This is a genomic window from Sphingomonas sp. LR60 (genome assembly GCF_036855935.1).
Classification (GTDB): domain Bacteria; phylum Pseudomonadota; class Alphaproteobacteria; order Sphingomonadales; family Sphingomonadaceae; genus Sphingomonas.
In genome coordinates this window covers 975,516-997,035 of the sequence record NZ_JASPFK010000001.1, presented here as the reverse complement: position 1 = coordinate 997,035, position 21,520 = coordinate 975,516, and the positions used below count along the sequence as shown (strand labels likewise).

Annotated in this window: 17 protein-coding genes and 1 pseudogene; 5 read left to right on the top strand and 13 right to left on the bottom strand. The window is 67.2% G+C overall.

Annotated elements, in window-relative coordinates:
- Positions 1-226: 226 nt before the first annotated feature.
- Together QP166_RS04545 and QP166_RS04540 are read right to left on the bottom strand one after the other, a co-directional pair.
- Positions 227-1,186: a hypothetical protein gene (locus QP166_RS04545; RefSeq protein ID WP_333914842.1), complete on the bottom strand. Its 960-nt coding sequence runs from the start codon at positions 1,184-1,186 to the stop codon at positions 227-229.
- Between the two features lie 23 nt (positions 1,187-1,209).
- Entirely contained in the window at positions 1,210-2,481 is a 1,272-nt protein-coding gene (locus QP166_RS04540) for an MFS transporter (RefSeq protein WP_333917254.1), read from the bottom strand.
- An 89-nt stretch (positions 2,482-2,570) separates the two neighbouring features.
- Between QP166_RS04540 and QP166_RS04535 the strand changes: the two are divergent.
- The 3 genes and pseudogenes from QP166_RS04535 to QP166_RS04525 all read left to right on the top strand — a co-directional run.
- Positions 2,571-3,473: pseudogene (locus QP166_RS04535) on the top strand (cupin domain-containing protein); the annotation flags it as partial.
- A gap of 91 nt (positions 3,474-3,564) precedes the next feature.
- On the top strand, positions 3,565-3,981 hold the full coding sequence (locus tag QP166_RS04530; RefSeq protein WP_333917392.1) for a hypothetical protein: 417 nt from the start codon (positions 3,565-3,567) through the stop codon (positions 3,979-3,981).
- Positions 3,982-3,983: 2 nt separating this feature from the next.
- Positions 3,984-4,982, top strand: a complete 999-nt coding sequence (locus QP166_RS04525; RefSeq protein WP_333914841.1) for an SMP-30/gluconolactonase/LRE family protein — start codon at positions 3,984-3,986, stop codon at positions 4,980-4,982.
- 35 nt (positions 4,983-5,017) lie between these two features.
- Here QP166_RS04525 and QP166_RS04520 read toward each other — a convergent pair whose 3' ends face one another.
- Both QP166_RS04520 and QP166_RS04515 read right to left on the bottom strand, forming a co-directional pair.
- Entirely contained in the window at positions 5,018-5,341 is a 324-nt protein-coding gene (locus QP166_RS04520) for a hypothetical protein (protein WP_333914840.1), read from the bottom strand.
- Positions 5,342-5,352: 11 nt separating this feature from the next.
- Positions 5,353-7,245 carry an outer membrane protein assembly factor BamB family protein gene (locus QP166_RS04515; RefSeq protein ID WP_333914839.1) on the bottom strand — a complete coding sequence of 631 codons (1,893 nt, stop codon included), beginning with the start codon at positions 7,243-7,245 and terminating at the stop codon, positions 5,353-5,355.
- 181 nt (positions 7,246-7,426) lie between these two features.
- Here QP166_RS04515 and QP166_RS04510 point away from each other — a divergent pair, with 181 nt between their 5' ends.
- Positions 7,427-8,614: a CaiB/BaiF CoA transferase family protein gene (locus tag QP166_RS04510; protein WP_333914838.1), complete on the top strand. Its 1,188-nt coding sequence runs from the start codon at positions 7,427-7,429 to the stop codon at positions 8,612-8,614.
- Positions 8,611-9,387 (top strand): enoyl-CoA hydratase, encoded by a 777-nt coding sequence (locus tag QP166_RS04505; protein WP_333914837.1) that lies wholly within the window; start codon positions 8,611-8,613, stop codon positions 9,385-9,387. Before QP166_RS04510 ends, QP166_RS04505 begins: the two co-directional genes overlap by 4 nt.
- Before the next feature lie 34 nt (positions 9,388-9,421).
- Here QP166_RS04505 and QP166_RS04500 read toward each other — a convergent pair whose 3' ends face one another.
- The 9 genes from QP166_RS04500 to QP166_RS04460 form a co-directional block, all read right to left on the bottom strand.
- Positions 9,422-9,580, bottom strand: coding sequence for a hypothetical protein (locus tag QP166_RS04500; protein WP_333914836.1), 159 nt, complete (start codon positions 9,578-9,580; stop codon positions 9,422-9,424).
- The gene (locus QP166_RS04495; protein WP_333914835.1) at positions 9,571-9,870 is read right to left on the bottom strand and encodes a c-type cytochrome; all 300 of its coding nucleotides are present in this window, start codon (positions 9,868-9,870) and stop codon (positions 9,571-9,573) included. Before QP166_RS04495 ends, QP166_RS04500 begins: the two co-directional genes overlap by 10 nt.
- Positions 9,870-11,969, bottom strand: coding sequence for an outer membrane protein assembly factor BamB family protein (locus QP166_RS04490; protein WP_333914834.1), 2,100 nt, complete (start codon positions 11,967-11,969; stop codon positions 9,870-9,872). The genes QP166_RS04495 and QP166_RS04490 overlap by 1 nt, the downstream gene beginning before the upstream one ends.
- 8 nt (positions 11,970-11,977) lie before the next feature.
- Positions 11,978-13,444, bottom strand: a complete 1,467-nt coding sequence (locus QP166_RS04485) for an NAD-dependent succinate-semialdehyde dehydrogenase (protein WP_333914833.1) — start codon at positions 13,442-13,444, stop codon at positions 11,978-11,980.
- Between the two features lie 17 nt (positions 13,445-13,461).
- On the bottom strand, positions 13,462-14,706 hold the full coding sequence (locus tag QP166_RS04480) for an iron-containing alcohol dehydrogenase (RefSeq protein WP_333914832.1): 1,245 nt from the start codon (positions 14,704-14,706) through the stop codon (positions 13,462-13,464).
- A 17-nt stretch (positions 14,707-14,723) separates the two neighbouring features.
- Positions 14,724-16,046: an MFS transporter gene (locus QP166_RS04475; RefSeq protein ID WP_333914831.1), complete on the bottom strand. Its 1,323-nt coding sequence runs from the start codon at positions 16,044-16,046 to the stop codon at positions 14,724-14,726.
- On the bottom strand, positions 16,043-17,389 hold the full coding sequence (locus QP166_RS04470) for an amidohydrolase family protein (RefSeq protein ID WP_333914830.1): 1,347 nt from the start codon (positions 17,387-17,389) through the stop codon (positions 16,043-16,045). Before QP166_RS04470 ends, QP166_RS04475 begins: the two co-directional genes overlap by 4 nt.
- A 146-nt stretch (positions 17,390-17,535) precedes the next feature.
- Positions 17,536-18,051, bottom strand: a complete 516-nt coding sequence (locus QP166_RS04465; protein ID WP_333914829.1) for a GntR family transcriptional regulator — start codon at positions 18,049-18,051, stop codon at positions 17,536-17,538.
- 318 nt (positions 18,052-18,369) lie between these two features.
- Positions 18,370-21,393 (bottom strand): TonB-dependent receptor plug domain-containing protein, encoded by a 3,024-nt coding sequence (locus tag QP166_RS04460; RefSeq protein WP_443027185.1) that lies wholly within the window; start codon positions 21,391-21,393, stop codon positions 18,370-18,372.
- Positions 21,394-21,520: the final 127 nt, after the last annotated feature.

The following is a 21,520-nucleotide window of genomic DNA, read 5'->3' as shown; positions in this document are numbered from 1 at the left end:
GCCTTGATTCGCGCCGACCTGCCCGGTCGCACTAGCCAAGGCGGCAGCGCTGCACCATCGATTGCAGGGCGGCGCGCACTCCGTTCGAAGCGGGACGCTGGTCAACCGTTGCCCAAAGTCGCTTGAAATCCGAGCCTTCGCTGGCCGTAGCGACTATTCACGGTTCTTCAGAAAAGCTTCGCTCGATCCCCGATTTCGGTCGTTCGCCTATCCTGCTCCGTAAGGTCTACTGACGTCCGCCGGACTGCACGCTATAGCCGTGCAGCCCGAGCGGATAGGGATTGATCGCGACTCGCGTTCCCATCTGCCCCACCGGCCCGCCGAAGCTCGCGCGGTGCCAGCGTCCTTGTTTCGCGGTCAGCACGTCGCCGGGCGCGGCGGCCGTGATCAACGGCTCGCCCTCGATCTGCAGGTCGACATTCCCCTCCATGACGAACCAGAATTCGTCATAACCGACGTGGAAGTGGCCGAGGTTGGAGGCGGGCGGCGTCGGTGTCGCGCGTCCGCGAATGTTGTTCACGAACAGATGCTGCGCCGCGACGAACGCAGTGGCGCGCGCCCCACCCTGCACCACGTCCTTGTAATAGTCGACGTACAAGGGGTTGGTCGCGTCGGGCGCGCCGGCGCCGCCGGACACCAACCGTCGCTCATAGCGAAAGCCGCTCACGTCGCCCGGCCGCCCGGACGTGCTCTCGACCGGGTAGAGCGGCAGGTCGCTGGCGGCGTGGATCTCGAACCACAAGGCCGGCTGATCGCCGATCGTCTCGAGCGTGAACGGTACGCGCAGTGGTACGCCGATCTCGAACCCCTTGCTGGCGACGAACGTCGGATGACCGGCGATCGTGACGCGCAAGTGACCGCCCCAGACGATGATCGCGGTGCGATTGTCCGCATAGGCGACCTCCGCGGTCCGCTTGCCCGGCGCCTGCTGGTGCCAGTCGGCGACCAGGTCGCGGTTACGCACGATCGCTTGCGACCAATCGGTTGCGCCCTTGTGCAACGCGAGGACGTCGGCAAGCTTCCACCACGGGCGGTTTGGTGCGTCATAGGCGGCGTAGGGCGTCTTCTTCGGCACCCACATCTCGACCTGCGGCGGCGGCGCGGGACGCGGCGCCTGTGCGGTGAGTGTCAGCGCGGCGAGCACGCAGGCGGCGATGCGCCGATGACGTCCTGTGTCGTGGATCATGCGTCCTCCCCCTCCATCCGGTCTTATTGTGCCACCGCCGCGGCACGGTCGTGCGCGGGCGCGCGGTCCGCGCCGATCAGCCGCCGCGGGTCGACGATCGCCCAGGCGGCGATGCCAAGCACCACCACCCCCGCGCCGGTCCCGAACGCCGCGGCCCAGCCGTAGCGGGCCGCGATCCACGGCGTCAGCGAGGCGGTCAGCGCCCCGCCGATCTGGCAACCGACGTTCATCAAGCCCGACACCACCCCGGTGTGCGGCCCTGCGATGTCCGCCGTGACCGACCAGAAGGAGCTTTGGGACAAATAGATCGCGCCACCGCCCAGCGCCAAGGTCATCACCGCCAGCGGCACGTTGTCGACCTGCGAGCCGACGAGCAGGAACAAGGCGGTCAATGCGAAGGACAGCATCGCTAATCCCGACCGTCCCCAATAAAGCCCGTGCCGCCGCGAGACCGCATCGTTGATGAGTCCGCCGGCCAGACACCCGATCGTCATCGCCAGGAAAGGCGCCATCCCGAAAAGCGCGCTGGATTTCAGATCCAGCCCGCGCGCCTCGGCGAGATAGATGAAGAACCAGCTGAAGAAGATCCAGATGACGTAGCCGAACGCGAAATAGCTGAGGAACAGCCCCCAGACCGCGCGACTGCTGAGGATCGCGCGCCACGGGATCGGCCCGGCCGCCTCTCCCGCCGCGTCGGGCAGGCCCGCCTCGATATATGCGAGTTCCGCCTCGTTGACGGCGGAATGCTCCTGCGGCCGATCGCGCGCGACCACGAACCACACGACCGCGGCGACCAGTCCGATCAAGGCGCAGACGTAAAAGGACGCGCGCCAGCCGCCGAAGGCGATGATCGCGCTGATCAGCGGCGGGGTCAGCCCCGAACCGGCGCCGACGCCTGCGAAGATCAGGCCGTTGGCCTTGCCTCGTTCCTGCGCCGGCACCCAGCGAGAAACGAACTGGTTTCCCGACGGATAGACCGCCGCTTCGCCGATGCCGAGCCCGAAGCGCACCAGCATCAGCAGCGTAATCGCATGGGCGCTGCCCGGCGGTACCCAGGCCGTAGCGACGCTGAACACGCCCCACCAAATCAGCGCCAGCGTCAGCAGTCGGCGTGGGCCGATCCGCGCCGCCAACCATCCCGCGGGCACCTGGAAGGCGGCATAGCCGATCAGGAAGGCGCTGAAGACCCAGCCGAGCCTGATCTGGTCGACCGCATACTCCTGTCGCATCTGTACGCCCGCGACCGAGATATTGGTGCGGTCGAGAAACGCGATAGCGCTGATGACGAACAGCATCGCCACCAACCGTATCCGGACGTTCGTTCGCCCCGCTCCCTTCATCATCGCTCTCCCGACGCGCCGTTTGCCGGCGCATTATATCCTATATGATTCTGTGTAGGGCCGATGTAAGCGTGCGTAAAGCCGGTCAATTCCGGCGTGGACGGGAGGGAAGCGTGAAGCCAATTCGGTCGGTCGCGCGGGGCGCGACGGTGCTGACGCTTTCGCTGGCTTGTGCGGCCGCAGCACAGCAGCCAGGCGCACCTACACCCACGGCGCGGCCACTGGCGCAACGGATCGGGCACACCGATCCGGCGCGGTATCGCCAGCTCGCAAAGGTGCACGACGGCGCCGGCACGATGTCGTTCGCTCCGCTGCTCGGCGCAGATGCGCTCTCCACCAACCTGATCTTCGTTCACCGCGGCGTGATCGCGCCGCACAGCGGCATCGGGCAGCACTTCCACCATCAGTGTGAGGAAATGTTCGTCATCCTCGATGGCGAGGCACAATTCACGGTCGACGGCCGCACCGCGACGATCGTCGGCCCCGCCGCCGTGCCTGACCGGATGGGGCACGCTCATGCGCTCTACAATGCGTCCGACCGTCCGGTGCAGTGGCTGAACATCAACGTCGGGCAGACGAAGCGCTACGACAATTTCGACCTGAACGATGCGCGCGAAGGGGTGGCGGTCGACCCGGTCGCGCAATTCGCCGCCGTGCGGTTCGATCGTGCCAACCTGAAACCCGCGGGCGCGATCCGCTCGCGCCGCCTGCTCGGCCCCGAGGTATTCGCCACGCCCTGGGCCTTCGTCGACCATGTGCTGATTCCGCCCGGTGCCGTGCTCGACGGCGCTGCCGCGCGCGGGATCAGCGAGATGGTCTATGTCATGGCCGGTAGCGGAGAAGCGACCGTCGCGGACGAGCGGGCACCGCTAAGCAGTGGTGACGCCTTGCCGATCGAGGTCGGCGCGCAACGCAGCCTGCGGGCGACCGGAAACGCGCCGCTCGAACTGATGGTGATCGGGATCGCGCGCGATCTCGCCTCCAAGGCCGATTACGTCGCCACGCTCCCCCTCGCTGACACCGGAAAGGACATCGCCGATGAAACGCCGCTCCCTCCTGCACCTGATCGCCGCTGCGGGCACCGGCTTGGCGCTGCCCGGCGCGGGCCGCGCCTTCGCGACCAAGAACAAGCCGATCGTGCTCTACTGCGACCTCGCGGTCGACCCGGCGCGCGAGCAGGAGATGCTCGACGCCTTCCACCGGCATTTTCTGCCCGCCGCGCAGAGCTTCCGCGGCCGCGGCTTCATCGACCTCAAGATGCTCAAGCTGCGCAGCGTGATCCAGGGACAGCCGGCGCCGCCTGCGGGCGTCAACTATCGCTTCCAGCTTACGTATGAGAGCGAGGAGCAACGGCAGGTCTGGATCCGCTCCGAGGTGCACGAGCGCAACTGGCCGCTGATCGAGCGCACCGTGCTCAACCGGGACTATCTCGTCCTGCTCACCGACGCGGTATGACGATGTGGCGCCCTTCCCTGATCGCTTGCGCACTCGTCGCGCCCTTGGCGGTCCACGCCGCCGCCGCCGCACAACAAACCGCACCGCACATCGAGCGTGTCGATCCGGCGCTCGACGCGCTGATCGCGCCGGAGGCAACGGTCGAGCGCGTCGCGACCGGCTTCTCCTTCACCGAGGGACCATTGTGGCACGGCAACCGGCTTTGGTTCTCGGACGTCAGCGGTGACGTGCTGCGCTCGGTCGACGACGCAGGCCGTGTCGAGGAACTGATCGCCAACGCCGGCGGCCTTGCCAATCCGCCCGCGGGCAAGAGTATCGGGCCGAACGGGCTCGCCCCTGATCGCGACGGCACTGTCCTGATGACGCAGATGGGCGCCCGCCGGATCGTACGCATCGGCGCCGATCGTCGCATCACGCCGCTGATCACCGATTATCGCGGCAAGCGGCTCAACAGTCCCAACGATCTCGTCTTTGCCGCCGATGGTGCGCTGTGGTTCACCGATCCCCCGTTCGGGCTTTACAACGGCATGGATCGCGATCCCGCCAAGCAACTGCCCTACAATGCCGTGTTCCGATACGTCGGCGGCACACTGACGCCGGTCATCACCGATCTGAAGCTGCCCAACGGCATCGGCTTCTCGCCGGACGGGGAGACGCTGTACGTTACCGATTACGGCCCGCCAGGAACGATCTACGCCTATAAGGTCGGCCGCAACGGCGCGCTGTCAGGGCGGCGCGTGCTGATCGCCTTCCCGGCCGATGGCGCAGGCGGCGCAGACGGGCTCAAGATCGACCGGCGCGGCAACGTCTGGGCGACCGGGCCTGGCGGCATCCGCGTGATCTCGCCCGAAGGCAAGGTCCTCGGACGGATCGTGCTCCCGGAGGTGGCGGCGAACCTCGCCTTCGCGGGCGACGGCCACACGCTCTACATCACGGCCTCGACCAGCGTGTATCGGCTGCAAACCAAGGTGGCAGGTGTGCTGCCGCGCTACGCACGCTGATACCAAGGGCGGGCAGCGCGCCCGCCCCCGCCTCCTCACTGCACCGCCGCGACCGCCGGCTTGCGGTCCGTCGCGAGCGTGGCGACCAGATAGTCGTCCATCACCTTTTGCTCCTCGGGCGACAGCTCGGCACCGCGGGCGATCATCGCTTGGACCACCGCCGGCCATTCGGCCGCTGTCTTGCGCGCGGCGAAGACCTGATTGGTGGTGTGACAATAGCCGCAGCGCTCGTTGATCAACTCCAGCCCGGGGCCGAGCGTCGGCGTGGCAGGCTGCTGCGCCGCCAACGCCACCGCGCCGAGCAGCCCCGAAGCGACACACCCGGCGGCGAGGCGGACGGCCAGATCGATACGCTTCATGGTGATCCTCCTCAGCGGACGGCGAACGCGACGACCTGGTCGCTGGTGGCGGGTTGCGAGGCGAAGCCGCCGGTCGCGATCGCGGCAAGCATCTGTCGCCCGTCGGCGGCGCGATAGGTCATCGGCGTGCCGTAATTCGAGGCGGGCAGCGGTGCCGACCACAGCAGAGCGCCACTCTTCGTCTCGAAGCCGCGGATCGTCGCGTCACGCGTCGCGCCGATGAAGGTAAGCCCGCTCGCGGTCGTGATCGGCCCCCCGGCGCTGATGACGCCATTCGCAGCGAAGGCCGGGTCGGTGTTCGTGCCGAGCACCTTGCGCCACGCGATCGCGCCAGTGTCAACGTTCACCGCGACCAGCTCGCCCCACGGCCCCTTCTGGCATGGCAGCCCCGTCTCGGAGTCCTGGAAATAGGCGTAACCCGCCTTCATCCCCCAACTGCCGTCGGGCTGGAGGGCAAGCTGCTGCGGGCTGGCGAGATTGTTGATGTTGATGACGTACAATCCGCTGCCACGATCGAACGCGCCCCCGCCCCAGTCGACTCCGCCGAGGCTGCCCGGAAAGAAGTTGATCGCAGAATCGGCGCGGAGCGGCTGGAAGGTCCGGCTCGGCGCAACCGTCAGGTCGGCGACCAGCTTCTCGCACGCCGCACGGTGCGCCGGGGGACCGTCGACAAGATCGCTCGCGGCATAGCTCAGGCGCGCCAGTGGCGGCGGCGTGACCGGCATCGGCTGCGTCGGCCATGGTTGCTCGCCGGGAACGTCGGTGTCGGTGGGGACAGGCACCTCGCGCACGTCATAGAGCGGCTTACCGGTGACGCGATCGAGGATGAACATCATCGCGGTCTTGTTCATCACCGCGATCGCCGGGATCGTGCGCCCGCCACGTCGCACCTCGATCAGCGTGGCGGATGGCAGGTCGACGTCCCAGATGTCGTGGTGGACCGTCTGGAAATGCCAGAGGTACTTGCCCGTCGCCGCTTCGACCGCGACGATCGAATTGCCGTACAGGTTCTGCCCCTTGCGATCGCCGCCCCAGCGATCGAAGGTCGGCGCGCCGACCGGCAGATAGGCGATGCCGCGCTTGTCGTCGACGAGCGTGAAGGTCCAGACGTTGGCACCCGAGCGCTGGCGCCAACTGTCACCTTCCCATGTGCCGAAGTTCGGCTCGCCCGGCTGCGGGATGGTGTGGAAGGTCCATAGCAATTTGCCGGTGCGCGCGTCCCAGCCGCGCACGTCGCCTGCCGGCCCCTTGACCGGCATCTCCTGCACGCGCGAGCCGGTGATGATGATGTCACGATAGATCGCCGGCGGACTGCTCATGCCGAGCGGTGCGCGCGTGCCGTTCATTACCTCGGGCGTCTTCATGTTCACCGCGCCCGCCGTGCCGAAGCGCGCCGCCGGCTGACCGGTTGCGGCGTCCAGTGCGAACAGCTTGCCGGTCCGCGTGCCGAAGACGATCCGCGCGCCCGTTCCCTTGCCCCCAGGCCAGTAAGCGACGCCGCGGGTCGACGGCTGGTCGTTGCCGGGCAGCTCGAATACCCAGCGTTCCTTGCCCGTCGCGGCATCGAGCGCAACGACACGCTTGTACGGCGTCGCGAGATACATGACGCCCTTCACCACCAGCGGCGTCGCCTCGGAGGGAGAGAAGCCGGTACGGAATTTCGCGGGAACGCTGTCGGGCATCGGGATCGTCTCGCCCGCGGTTCCGGCCGGCCGCATATGATAGCTCCACACCTGCCGCAGCTTCGCGACGTTTGCCGGCGTGATTTCCGTCAACGGCGAGAAGCGCGCATGGCTTTCGTCCCGGCCGTATCCCTGCCAGTCGCCTTTTGCCTGCGCCAACACCGACGTCGCCGGCACGAGTGCCGCGGCCATCATCGTTCCCGCGCGCACGATATCGCGCATCCGGCGCCTGATCCTGCTGGCCACGCTTCGCTCTCCTGTCTGGCGACGTTGCGTTCCATGCGAGCGGCCGCAACGTTGTCCTGTTATTTCAACGGTGCTAGCAAGCCGTTCGATCCTATACAATATGATCCGTGACGGTCAGTCGCAGGGATTTGCGACGCCGCAGGAGAGGAGATTGCACATGCCGGAACTGCCGCTGAAAGGGTTGAGGGTCCTCGACATCTCGCAGGTGATGGCGGGGCCGTTCTGTTGCATGTTGCTCGGCGACATGGGCGCGGACGTCATCAAGATCGAGCCGCCGCGCACCGGCGATTCCACGCGCCATTCGATGGGTTTCCGGCTCAAGGGCGAGGATAGCCCCGGCTTCCTCGCGCTCAACCGCAACAAGCGCAGCATCACGCTCGATCTGAAGGACGAAGCCGACCGCGCGGTCCTCTACGCGCTCGTGCAGACCGCCGATATCGTGGTGGAGAATGCCCGTCCCGGCGTCGCCAAGCGACTCGGCATAGACTATGAGACGCTCGCCGCGCTCAACCCGCGGTTGATCTACGCCAGCATCTCGGGCTTCGGCCAGACCGGACCTTGGGCGCAGCGCCCGGGCTTCGACCTGATCGCGCAAGCGATGTCGGGCGTGCTCAGCTCGAACGGCTTTCCCGGCATGGAGCCTGCGAAGAATTCGATCGCGGTCGCCGATCTCGGGGCCGGGCTCTTCTCGGTCTACGGCATCCTCAGCGCGGTGATCGGGCGGCAGGCGTCAGGGCTCGGGCAATATATCGATGCCTCGCTGCTCGAGGCGGCGATGGGGCTGTCGATCTGGGAAACGACCGAATATTGGGGCACCGGCCGCGCGCCAGCGCCGATCGGCTCGGCCAACCGCATGTCGGCGCCCTATCAGGCCGTACGCGCGTCGGACGACTGGTTCGTGATCGGCGCGGCGAACCAAGGACTGTGGCTCGCCTTTCTAAAGGTGATCGGCCGGACCGAGCTGCAGGATCATGCGGATTACGCCACCAACGCTGCGCGCGTCGCCAATCGTGAGGCGTTGATCGCGGAACTCGCGCCGACCTTTCTTACGCGCACCAGTCAGGAGTGGATCGACGCGTTGCTCGCGGCCGGCGTGCCTGCCGCCCCGATCCTCGATTATGGCGAGGCGGTGGTCAGCGAACAGGCGGTCGCCCGCGACATGGTGATGCAGGTTCCCCACCCGATCGAGGGCGAGTTCCGGTCACTCGGCTTCCCGGTCAAGATGCGCGGCACGCCGCAGGAGGTCCGCCTGCCGCCGCCCCTGCTCAACGAACACGACGCCGAGATCCGCCGTGAACTGGCCGAGCGCGGTCTGCTTCCCGCCACCGCAGAGGCGACGGCATGAGCGGGGTCGTCGTCTCGCGCGAGGGCGCCGCGGTCCACATCCGCTTCGACAACCCTGCCGCGCATAATGCGCTGACCGGGGCGATGTGGCTTCAGCTACGCGACGCCGCGCGCACGATCGCCGACGATCGCTCGGTACGGGTCGTCACCTTCCGTGGCACTGGCGGCAAGGCGTTCATCTCCGGCACCGACATCACCAAATTCGCCGATTATGCCGAGGGTGCGCAGGGCGTCGCCTATGAGCGTGAGATCGACGAGTGCATGGGCGCGGTCGACGCCATCCCCTGCGCGACGATCGCGGTGGTGGAAGGGTGGGCCGTGGGCGGCGGGCTCAACATCAGCGCGGCCTGCGACTTCCGCCTCGCCACGCCGGATGCGCGGTTCGGGTCACCGATCGGGCGCACGATTGGCAATTGCCTGTCCGCCGCGAGCGTGGCGCGGATCGGCAACGCGATCGGCGTGGCGATCGCGCGGCGGATGGTGCTGCTCGGCGAGATCGTCACAGCGGAGGAACTGCACGCCAGCGGGTTCCTGCTGAAGGTGGTGGAGCGCGAGGCGCTCGACGCGGAGGTCGCGGCGCTGTGCGCGCGCGCAGCCGAGAATGCACCGCTTACCACGCGGGCGACGAAGGAGACGCTGCGGCGAATGACCTTCGACGGCCTGCCCGCGATCGAGCCGCTGATCGAGCAGGTCTACGGCAGCGAGGACTTCCGGCGCGGCGTCGCCGACTTCCTTGCCAAGACGAAGCGCGTGCCGGCGTGGCGCGGGGAGTGACGCCACGCTCGCCCGCAGGCAAGGATCGCAGCGTCTATCCGACCGGCTTTGGCGCGATCACGATCCCCGCTGCCATCGGTTGGCTCGGGGGCAGCGGCAGCTTGCCCGCCGGGAAGCCGTTGACCTCGAACATATAGGCTTCGATGTCGGCGACCGTTTTTCCGCTCAGGCTGCCGGGTGCGCTCAACGGCATCGTCGTCTTGATCCGCGAGAACAGATCGCCCGCGGAAGTGCCGGTCCAGTTGTTGAGGAAAGCGCCCCCGCCAACGCGGGCGCCACGTCGATGCCGGCGAGCGTGTCGCCGTGGCAGGCCGCGCAATTCTCTGCATAGGCCACCTTGCCGCGTGCGGATTGCTCGGCGGTGTAGACCCCGTTCCAGACGTCGCGCTGCCCGCCCTGCGCGCGCACCACCACCCCGCTGCCCAGCGTCAACGCCGCCGCGCAGAACAGCCACCCACTATATCTCGTTACTCGCTCGATCATCACGCTGCTCCCGGTAATCGGTAGGCGACAAGCTCCGCGCTGGCATTGCCGCCGCCCGTAGCGACGACGATGTACTGGCGACCCTTCAGGCGATAGGTCATCGGCGAGCCGCTCTGCGGCGCGGTCATGTACACCGCCCCCTTCTCCTCGCCAGTCGCCTTGTCATAGGCGCGCAGCATCGCGCCGCGGATGCCATATTCGTTGGTGTAGAAGCCGGCCTCGCCGCAGATCACCAGCGTCTTGGTCACCAGCGGGCCGAGATTGCCCGCGCGGCCGGTGCGCGGGATCTTCAGGCCCTTCAGCTTGGGATGATTGCGCACATTGTCGGGCGTCTCGCCGTGCGCGACCTGCCAGGCGAGATCGCCCTTGCCCAGGTCGATCGCCGTGATCCGGCCGTAAGGCGGCTTCAACAGCGGCAGCCCGTCGACGGCGAGGAAGCCCGGCGGCGGCCCCTTCGACCCACCGGCCGGGGCACCTCCGGCGGGTGGTGACGCAGGCGGCGCCTCCATGTTGCGCATCCCCGCACGCGCCGCGCCCATCGCCGGCAGCGCGCGCGCCTCGCGTCCCGCCACGCCGTGGACCTGCGGGAATTCGGATACCTTCGGATCGTCGTTCGGCACGATCCCGATCAGTGACGGCTGCGTCTTGGAATAGACATAGACCATGTGCGTCTCGGGATCGTAGCAGCCACCCGGCCAGTTGGTGCCGCCCTGAATGCCCGGCACCGAAATCGTCCCCCATCGCCCCGGCTTGCTCACCGTCGGCGGGGTGAACAATGGGCCGATCTTGTACGATTTCACGAACTCCACCGCTTTCGCGCGCAGCTCGGGGGTGAAGTCGATCAGGTCGTTTACGGTCACGCCCTGAACGTCATAGGCGGGCGGTTTCGAAGGGACCGGCTGGGTCGGGCTGTACCACTCGCCGGGCACGTCGCCGCGCTCTACCTTCCGCTCGGTGATGGGCCAGATCGGCTCGCCCGTTTCGCGGTTCAGCACATACAGGAATGCCTGTTTGGTCGGTTGGGCGAGCGCCTTGACCATCTGACCGCGCACCGGAATATCGCACAGGATCGGCGCGCAGGGGATATCGCGATCCCACAGCCCGTGATGCACCATCTGATAATGCCACCGCCGCCGCCCGGTCGCGACATCGAGCGCGACCAGCGACTCCCCGAACAGCGCGTTACCGCGGCGGAACATGCCCATCTCGTCGCCGGTCGGCAATTCGACCGGAACATAGACGAGCCCCAGCTCCTCGTCGGCCGACATCTCTGCCCAGGCGCCGGCATTGCCCGCCTCGTCGGCGTCGCCGTTCAACCAGGTGTCGTAACCGAACTCTCCCTTGCGCGGGATCGTGTGGAAGATCCATTTGCGCTTTCCGGTGCGCACGTCGAAACCACGGATATAGCCCTTCACGTTCTTGCGCACCGCCGGCACGTCGCCCGCCGTATGCGCCGCGCCGACCACGACGGTATCGCGCGCCACCATCGGCGTGGCGTGCAACCCGACATCAGCGGTGTCGAGATCGAGTTCCTGGTCGAAGTCCTTCTTGAGATCGACCATGCCGTCTTTACCGAAGGCGGGATCGGGAATGCCGGTGTTGGCGTCGAGCGAGACCAGCTGGTAGCCGATCGTGACATAGAGGATCCGCTCGACCGTGCCGTCGGTCCAATAGGACACGCCGTGGCCGGACAACTGCCGCGGCGAGTTGAGTGCGCGTTGGCCCTCGTCGACACGGTGCATCCACAGCAACTCGCCGGTGGCTGCGTCGAGCGCGACACAGTCGCGACGCGAGCCTGCGGGCAGGAACAGCCGTCCCTTCACCAGCAGCGGCGTAGGCTCGAATTGATATTCCTTGCGCGCGCCGAAGACGTCGGTCTTGACGCTCCACGCAATCTCGAGATCGTTGAAATTGTCGCCGTTGATCTGGTCGAGCGGCGAGTAGCGGGTATTCGCCTTGTCGGCGGCATAGCTGCGCCATTCGGTGTCGGGCGCCGGCGCATCAGCGTCCTGAACGGGTGCTGCCACCGCCGCCGGGTCGATCGCGAGGATCAGTGCCGACGCAGCGGTGCCCGCGAGCAACTGTCGGCGCGTGAGCACCGGGGCGCTCACCACGTCACCGCAATATATTTCGCCTCGCAATATTCGAGCAGGCCGTGGTGCGATCCCTCGCGGCCCAACCCGCTCTGCTTCATGCCGCCGAACGGCGCCGCGGCATCCGACACCAGCCCGCGATTGACCGCGACCATGCCGCAGTCGATCCGCTCGGCGACGGCCAAGGCGCGCTTCAGATCGCCGGAATAGACATAGGCAGCGAGGCCGTATTCGGTATCATTGGCGAGCGCGACCGCCTCGTCGACGGTGTCGAACATCGTCACCGCGGCGACCGGACCGAACACTTCCTCACGCAGGATTTCCGAGCCGGGCTGCACGTCCGCGATCACCGACGGCGGGTAGAAGTATCCGTCACCGGCGGGCGCTTCACCGCCCAGTACGATACGCGCCCCCTTGCCCACCGCATCGGCGACGAGCCGTTCGATCTTGTCGACCGCCTTGCGGTTGATCATCGCGCCACATTGAGTCGCCGGATCGGTGCCGGGGCCGACGGTGAGCGCGCCCATCCGCTCGACCAGCTTCGCGACGAACGCGTCATGGATACCGCGCTGAACGTAGAAGCGGTTGGCAGCGGTGCACGCCTCGCCGGCATTGCGCATCTTGGCGACCATCGCGCCTTCGATCGCAGCGTCGAGATCAGCGTCGTCGAACACCACGAACGGCGCGTTTCCGCCTAGCTCCATCGACGAGCTGATGACCTGATCCGCGGCCTCGCGCAGCAACACGCGCCCGACCTGCGTCGAGCCCGTGAAGGAGAGTTTGCGCACGCGCGGGTCGTGGAGGATCGCGCTGCACACCGGGCCGGGCTGGCTGGTGGTGACGACGTTGACCACACCCGCCGGCACCCCGGCACGACGCATGATCTCGGCCACCGCCAGCGCGGTCAGCGGTGTTTCCGACGCGGGCTTCAGGATGCAGGTGCAGCCCGCCGCCAACGCCGGCGCGATCTTGCGCGTCGCCATCGCCGCCGGGAAGTTCCACGGCGTGATCAGCAATGCGATGCCGATCGGTTGATATTGCACCATGATACGGTTGCCACCCGCGGGCGAGGTGCCAAGCTCGCCGGGGATGCGCACCGCTTCCTCTGCGTACCAGCGAAAGAATTCGGCGGCATAGGCCACCTCGCCGCGCGCGTCGGGCAGCGCCTTGCCGTTCTCGAGCGAGATCAACTGCGCGAGCCATTCCTGCTCCGCCATGATCGCGTGATAACAGGCGAGCAGCACGTCGGCACGCTTGCGCGGCGCGGTCGCGGCCCAGTCCGCAGCGGCGGCAGCGGCGGCGTCGACCGCCGCAATCCCCTCGGCGGGCGCGGCATCGGCGACCTCGGTCAACGTCACGCCGGTGGCAGGATCGTCGACCGCAATCGTGGCGCCGCTGGCCGCCGCGCTCCAGCGCTCACCGATCAGCAGGCCGGTGGGAATGGCGAACGGACCGTCGCCGGGCGGGGTGTAGCTGGTCATCGAAGGCGTCCCGTGCATCAGGCGTGAAGGAGCGAGGCGCGATCGCCCGCGAAGGCGGCGCGCGTGATGGTCTGCATCGCGGCAAGGTCGAGCGGACGTGGGTTGTTCTTGATCAATCGCGCGGCGTTGAGCGAATATTCAGCGACATGATCCTGCTGCTCGGCCCGCAATCCAAGGGCCGCGAGCGACCTGGGAATGGCGATCCGCTGGAACAGCGCGTCGACCGCGTCGATGAACGCCTGCGCCCGCTCGGCCGGCGTGGCCCCAGCGATCCCGACCAGCGTCGCCAGCTCGGCGAAGCCATCGACGCAGGCAGGCCGGTTGAACTGCATGACATAGGGCAGCAGCGTCGCCACCCCCTGGCCGTGCGCCGTATGCGTCAGGTTGCCGACCGGATATTGCAGCGCGTGCGCCGCCGCGGTGCCGGCCGTGCCGAAGGCGCAACCGGCCGCGAGCGATGCGAGCATCACACCTTCTCGCGCCTCGATATCGTTCCCGTCGACCACCGCGCGCTCGAGATAACGGAACACGTTCGTCACCGCGAGCGTCGCGAAATGATCCGACAGCACGTTCTTGCCGACGAACACATGCTGCTCGGTCAACATCGCGTCGATCGGCCGCGCCAATGTCGTATAAGCCTCCACCGCATGGGTCAGCGCATCGGCGCCGGAGAACCCGGTGAGCGCGGGCGGGCAGCTGACGGTCAGTTCGGGATCGCAGATCGCCACCTGCGCGATCAGGTGCGGGCTGGCGATCCCGACCTTCGCGCCACGCTCCTCATCCGCGACCACCGCTACCGGCGTCGCCTCCGATCCCGTGCCCGAGGTGGTCGGCACCGCTACCAGCGGCATCACCGGGCCGGGCACCGCAAACTCGCCGTAATAGTCGCGCACGCTCCCGCCGTGGGTGAGCAACACCGCCGCCACCTTCGCGAGGTCGAGCGAGCTGCCGCCGCCCACGCCGATCACCACGTCCGCATCGAAGCCGCTCGCGGCGGCGACGCAGGCGTCGATCGATCGCAGCGGCAAATCGGGCACAGTGCCGTCGAACACGCGCGTGGCGACACCGCGCGCAGTGAGGTCGGCAAGCATCGCCGCGAACTCGGGCTGCGCGGCCTGACGCTCGTCGGTGCAGACCAGGGCGCGGCGACCGAGCCGCGCACTTGCCGAACCGAGCGCGGCGCGCTGGCCGCGGCCGAACAGGATCGCGCGTGGCAGGCGCGCCGCACCGAACAAAGGGGGCGCAGTCGGATCGGAGGTCATGTCAGGTTCTCCAGAGGTCATGCCGCGGCGACGTCGTTGTCGGCGGCGAGCGGCTTCGACGCATCGATCCGCAGGAACAGAAGGGCGGCGACGGCGCAGAGCGCCGCGAGCACCATGAAGGCCGGAAACCATCCGCTGACCGTGACGATATAGCCGGTCACCGCCGCGGCGATCGCTGCACCGAGGTTGCCGAGCGTGTTCATCACAGCCGAAACCGAACCGGCGAACTCGCCGCCGATGTCGAGCGTGACCGCCCAGGACACGCCGACCGTCAGTTCGAGCCCGAACACCGCGATACAAAAGCAGATGATGCTCGCGACGGGCGCGTCGATCGCGGCGGCGAGCGGCATCATCGCCGCGGCGATGACGAACCCGGTGACCGCCACGGCGCGCCGCCCGAGCTTCAGCCCCGCGCCGCGCTTTACCAGCAGGTCCGACGTCCAGCCGCCGGCGAGGTCGCCGACCACGCCCGCCATCAACGGCAGGCTGGCGAAGAGGCCCATCACCGCCAGATCGTACCCGCGCGCATCATGGAGATACTTCGGGAACCACGTCAGGAAGATGTTGATGCAATAAGCGTAGCAGAAATACATCGCCGACAGCGTCCAGAGCTGCGGCTGGCGCAACAACCGCCGCCACGGCACTTTGGCGCGCGCCGGCCCGGCGCCGAGCGCTCCTTCGATCGACGCACGCTCGGCCGCGTTGACGCCGCGATGTTCACGCGGCGCGTCGCGATAATAGACGAACCACGCGAACGCCCAGATGAGCCCGACGCCCGCGAACAGCAGGAACGGCATTCGCCAGCCGAAGTCGAGGATCAGCAGCGCGACGAACACCGGCGTGACGGCGCCGCCCAGCCGCGCACCGGCATGGGTGAGCCCCTGCGCCCAGCCGCGCTCCGCCGGCAGCATCCAGCGCGACAGCGAGCGCGTCGCGATCGGGAACGCACCCGCCTCGCCCATGCCGAACAGGAACCGGCACACCATCATCGAGCCCGCCGACCAGGTGAGTGCGGTCGCTGCGGTGAAGGTCGACCACCACACCACCACCCCGGTGAGCGCGCGACGCGGTCCGAAGCGGTCGCCGAGCCACCCGCCGGGGATCTGGAACAGGGCATAGGCGAACTGGAAGGCCGCGAAGATCCAGCCCATCGTGACCAGCGAGAAGCCGAATTCCTTCTGGATCGACGGCGCCGCGGTCGCGATCACCACCCGGTCCATATAGGTGATGAGATAGGCCAGAACGGTCAGCCACAGCACCGCATGGCGAACCCGCGTCGGGCGCATCGCCTGCTCGCCCGCGACGCTCGCCGGCTCGGCCAGCGCGCCCGAGGCGCTCACGGCTGCGCCGCGCCGCACGCATCGGCGGCGCGGCCGACGCAAGTCTCCCAGATCGTCGGCACCTTGCGCCCGGCGACATAGACCGCGCTGATCGCGCGCGTGTTGCGAATGTCACGTGTCGGATCGCGGTCGAGCACGAGCAGGTCGGCCCATTTCCCCGGCGCCAGCACGCCGCTCTCATTCTCGCGCAGGAAGCCGGCGTTGGTGCCCGTCGCGGCGGTAAGCGCCTGCAACGGCGTGAGCCCGGCCTTGACCATCAGCTCCAGCTCCCAATGCGCGAAATAGCCGGGGAAGCGCGCGATCGGACCGCTGTCGGTGCCCATCCCATAACGCACGCCCGCCTTCGCCTCGGCGGCGAGGCTTGCCATCGCAGTGCGCAGCACCGGCGGATATTTGGGGAACAGCGGCGACGCGGCCAATTTCTGCTGACGTTCCTTGCTCTTGAGCGTGGCGATCGTCGACGGCGCGACCCCGCGCGAGAAGAACGGCTCATCGACGAATGGCAGCAAAGTGTAGGTGAAGCTCGCCTCGCGGCTCAGCGTCGAGGCGAGCTGCCATGTACCGCGTCGCTTCATCGCGGCGGTCAGCGCGGGATCGGCAACCCGGTCGCGAACCTGATGCATGAAGACGTCCACGCCCTCGCGCGTCAATTCGGCAGCGTTGTCGTAGTAGAAGATGTGCGCCGCTGCCTTCTTGCCCGCGGCGTGCGCAGCGTCGATCACCGCCGTGCTGACCTCATACGGCATCCGCTTGGCGACGGTGCCGAACTCGTCGTCCATCCACAGTTTGACGAAGTCGTCGCCCTTGGCCGTTTCGCGCCGGACCATGGCGGTCGCTTCGGCAGGCGTCGCGACCGACTGCTCCAGTCCGGGCACGCCGCCATAGCTGCCCTTGTAGACCACACCACGACCGGCGGTATAGGCGCGCGCCATGTCGATCCGGCCGGCGCGACGCTGGTCGGCGATCACCTTGTGGATCAGATCGCCATCGGTACCAAGCGTATAGACCGAGGTGACGCCATAAGCGGCGTACAGCTTGAGCTGTTCCTCGACGTTCGCGCGGTCGTAATATTTGGCGAAACTCTGGTCGACGCCATTGACCAGCCCGAGGTGGACGTGGCTGTCTATAAGGCCGGGCAGCAGGAACTTGCCGCGCAGGTCGGTGACGGTCGCATCCTTCGCGGCGGGGCGGCGGCGCGACGGGCCGACCCAGGTGATCCGTCCGTCGGTCATGACGAGCGCCTGATCGGTGCGCGGCGCGCTGCCGGTGCCGTCGAACAACGTGGCATGGTCGAGCACGACCGTCTCGGCCGCCGCAGCGCCGCCGAGACACAGCGCCGTCAACGCGACGCCGACGCGAGCCAACGCCCACGCGCGAGTTGGCCGAATCCGCCGCATCGCAATCCTCTCCAAGTCATATCCTATATGATTTGACTACGAAGTGGCCCAGCGACTGTCAAGCAAAGGAACGCGGCGCGAAGCGAATGTTGTCAGGCGCTTGGCGTACTTTCCGCGAGGACGTCATCCATCCGCTGCTGCGAACATTCGAGGTGATGGCGCACCGCGCGTTCCGCCGCGTCCGCATCATGCGCCACGAGCGCATCGATGATCGCGCGATGCTCTCGGGCCGCCGCGTGCGGGGCATTGGTGGCATAGAGTGCACGGAAGATGTGGAGGTGTGCGTGCAGCCGCTCGATCGTCTCGGCGATCAGGCGATTGCCGCTGCCAGTCGCGATCAACCGGTGAAGCGCGGCATCGGCCTCGGCGAAGCGCGAATAGGCGCGCGCGTCGCCTTCGACGACACCCGACATGTCCTGGTCGATCGCGCGCAATGAAGCGATGGCGCTGTCGGTCATTGCTTCGGCTGCGCGTGCGGCGGCATAAGGCTCGATCAACTGGCGCAGCGTATAGAGGTCGCGCACCTCCTCCCGCGTCATCTGCGGACTGGCACGATAGCCGACGTTCGGCATCTTGTAGACCAGCTTTTCCGCCTCCAACTGGCTCATCGCCTCGCGTACCGGGGTCTGCGAAATGCCGAGCTGACGGGCGACGGTGTCGATCGCGATCTCGCTCGCCCGGCGCGATCTTCAGGCTCATCAGCATGTCGAGCAGATGGTCGTAGGCGCGCTCCACCATCGTCGGGCCGGGCGCGGGTCGCGCGCCGCGTGGGGCGGGCAAGGCAGAGCTGGTGGTGTCGATGTGCCGCAAGTCGGGTCGCCGGTCCGGGAGGAAATACGGACCCGATCATATAGGGTTTATGGGACTAACGTAAGATGCTGCATCGCGAAGGCCCGCGCGGCGATGCGCGCGGGCCTTGCCGGTCGTCAGAAGTTGAAACGCACCCCCAGGCGATAGGTGCGACCGATCACGTCGTACAGCGCCGGGTTCACGAAGAACGGCGACTTCGCCGGGTCACGGTTGAAGAGGTTGTCGACCTTCGCATAGGCGGTCACCGCCTCGCTGATGTTGTACGTGCCGCCAACGTCCATGTAGAACGCGCCCGGCATGAAGTTCTGGTCGATCGTGGGGTGCTGGTTGGTCGACACCGGGCAGCTACCGGGCTGGCAGACGACATATTGGTTGCCCAGCACGCCATCGCTGAACCAGCGCTCCTGCACCAGCAGCGAGAAGTTGTCGCCCTCGTACGTCTGCACCGCCAGCCACTTCCAATCGGGAGTGTTGCCGGTGTTCACCCCGGCGGTGTCGTTCGGAATCGTGCCGTTCAAGCCGGTGTCCGTCACGAACTTGCTGATGTGCGTCGCCAGTGCGCGGAGCGTCAGCCGCCCCGGCAGACCCAGCGGACGCTGCCAGCGATAGCTCGCCTCGATGTCGAACCCTGACGTATCGATCGACGCGAGGTTGAACGCCTGCACGTTGATGAAGTTCGGGCCGTTCTGGTTGTTGAGGTTGAACGCACTGCACGTGTCCGGCAGGATGTTGCGATAGCACAGGTCGACGATATCACCCGCGCCAAGGCTGGAAATCACGTCGGTGATCTTCAGCTTGTACCAGTCGAACGACAGGCTCAGCCCCGGCAGCCAGCTCGATCCGGAGAAAGCGATGCCGGCAGTGGTGTTGCGCGCGATTTCCGGCGTCAGGCTCGGATTGCCGATCGTGTTCTGGATCGCGAGCACGTTCACGTTGCGGAACGGATCGAAGAAGTTCGGCTGCGTGGTGGTGACCGGCGCAGCGAACAGCTCGGACAGGTTGGGCGCGCGCACGTCGCGTGAGGTCACGCCACGCAGACGGAAGCCGTCGATCGGCAGGTCCCAGGTACCGCCGACCTTCCACGCCCAGACCGTGCCCGAAGTGCTATAGTCGGTGACACGCGCCGCGCCATTGACGCTCGCGCGGCCGACCGAGTCACCGTTGAGCAACGGCACGTCGACTTCGACGAAGGCTTCCTTCACGCTATAGGCGCCGGTGCCATTCTTGTAGTTGCCGGCATACCAGTTGTTGCCAGCCGGCAATTGCAGCGGATCCGCCGGGTAGATCGAGTCATAGGGCTGGTTGTCGATGCCCGCGCCGTAAGGATCGGCGGTCACCTTGTAGAATTCGTGGCGGAACTCGCCACCGAACGCGACCGACACCGGACCTGCCCACGAACTGAACGGCGAGCCCGAGAAGTTGAGGCTGGCAACGTCCTGCGTCTGGCGCGTCCGCTGCCGCGGACCGTTGGCAGGCATCACATAGTCGAGCGCCTGCTGCGACGGACTGCCGCCGAACACGTTGAGCGGCTGGCAACCGGCGGCACGCGCGACCGGATTGGCGCAGACGATCGCGCCGTTCAGCGTGGTCGCGTTGATCGCGGCGTTATAGCGCTGCGTAAGCAGGATGTTGTCGACGTCGATCTTGGTGCGGTTCGTGCCATGCTCGACATAGATGTCGTAGCTCCACTCCGATCCGAGCACCGGCTGGCGACCCTTGGCGCCGACCACGAAGCGATATTGACGCCGATCGGTGTGCACCTGCGTGTTGCCGAGCGCGGCGTTGCTGGTGCCGAACTGGAATTGCGTGATGTTCGCGGTCGCGCACGCCGACTTGATTTCGGCGGGGACATAGGGGTTGGCGCACTGGATCGTCAGCGCGGGGCGGTTCTGGCCGCCGACCGGCTGGTTGTTGGTCTTCACCTGCGCGATGTTCGAGCTGAAGTAGAGTTCGTTGTTCGGCGCGAAGTCGAAGCCGATCCGACCATAGCTGTTGAGCCGCTCCAGCCCCGACAACAGCGAACGCCCGGCATCGACGTTGCCCGACAGGTCGCCGCCCTGGCAGAAGCCGGCGAAGCAGCCGATCACCGCCCCCGACGAGGTTCGCGACGGCACGCCGTTCGACCCGTACTGGAACTGGAACGGCTTGCCCGACTGATCGAAGGCGATGCCTTGCAGCGGGCCGGCCGTGATCAGGCCGTATTTGGTGAAGGTGATCGACTGGGCGTAATCGCGCAGCACATATTGCGGCGACCCATCGTTGGTGACGTTGCGGTTCACCAGCGTCGTCTGCTTGAACCAGTCGCGCCCGCCGGCCAGGCCGATGCCGAATTCGCCACCGCCGATGCCTTCGTCGCGCGCATATTCGGTGCTGCCGACGATGTGCAGCCGGTCGTCGAGCAGGCTGGTGCCGGCGGCGAGCTGGACGAGCACCTGCTCGTTGTCGCCGTAATCGGTGATCCCGCCCTGCACGTTGCCCTTGACGCCCTTGAAGCGCGTATCGGTGATGAAGTTCACCACGCCGCCGACCGCATCGGAGCCGTATGAGGCCGAGGCGCCGCCGTTAACGACGTCGACGCGCTTGATGAGCAATTGCGGGAACTGGCTGACGTCGGGAACGCCGGTGACGTTGGCCCCGACCACGCGCTGGCCGTCGATCAGCGTCAGCGTGCGGATCGCACCGACGCCGCGCAGCGAGAACGAGCTAAGCCCCTGCGCACCGCTCGAGGTGCTGAACGTGTTGACGCTGGTGCCGCTCGACCCCTGCAACGACGGCAGCTGCGAAATCGTCGTGAAGACGTTCGGCTGGGCGTTGGCAGCGATCGCGGCTGAGTCGACCACCGTCGTCGGCGTCGGCGCGGTGAACCCACCCGTGGTGATGCGTGAGCCGGTGACGATGACGTCACGCGCCGTATCGTCGTTCGTCGTCTGGCTCGGCTGATCGGCGCGTGCGGTCGAACCCGCGGTGGTGTCGAGCTGTGGCGGCACTTCGGGCGCGGTCGTGGCGGCACCGGCCTCTTGCCCGGCGGACGCCGATTGCGCCTCCGCCAGCGATGGCACGGCGCCCGCTGCGATCAGCGCGATCGCGGCGACGCCGGTCCGCATCCGGGCACGACGCCCTTCGGTCAACGCTTTCATCATCTTCCCCTAACTCCCTTGTTTATATCTTTGCTTCGCAGACGATCTTTCGCCGCCCGCCTTGTAATCATCGAATCTTGCAGAGCCCGGCACACCGAAAGACGACTGACACTATTCCAACCACGCCCGA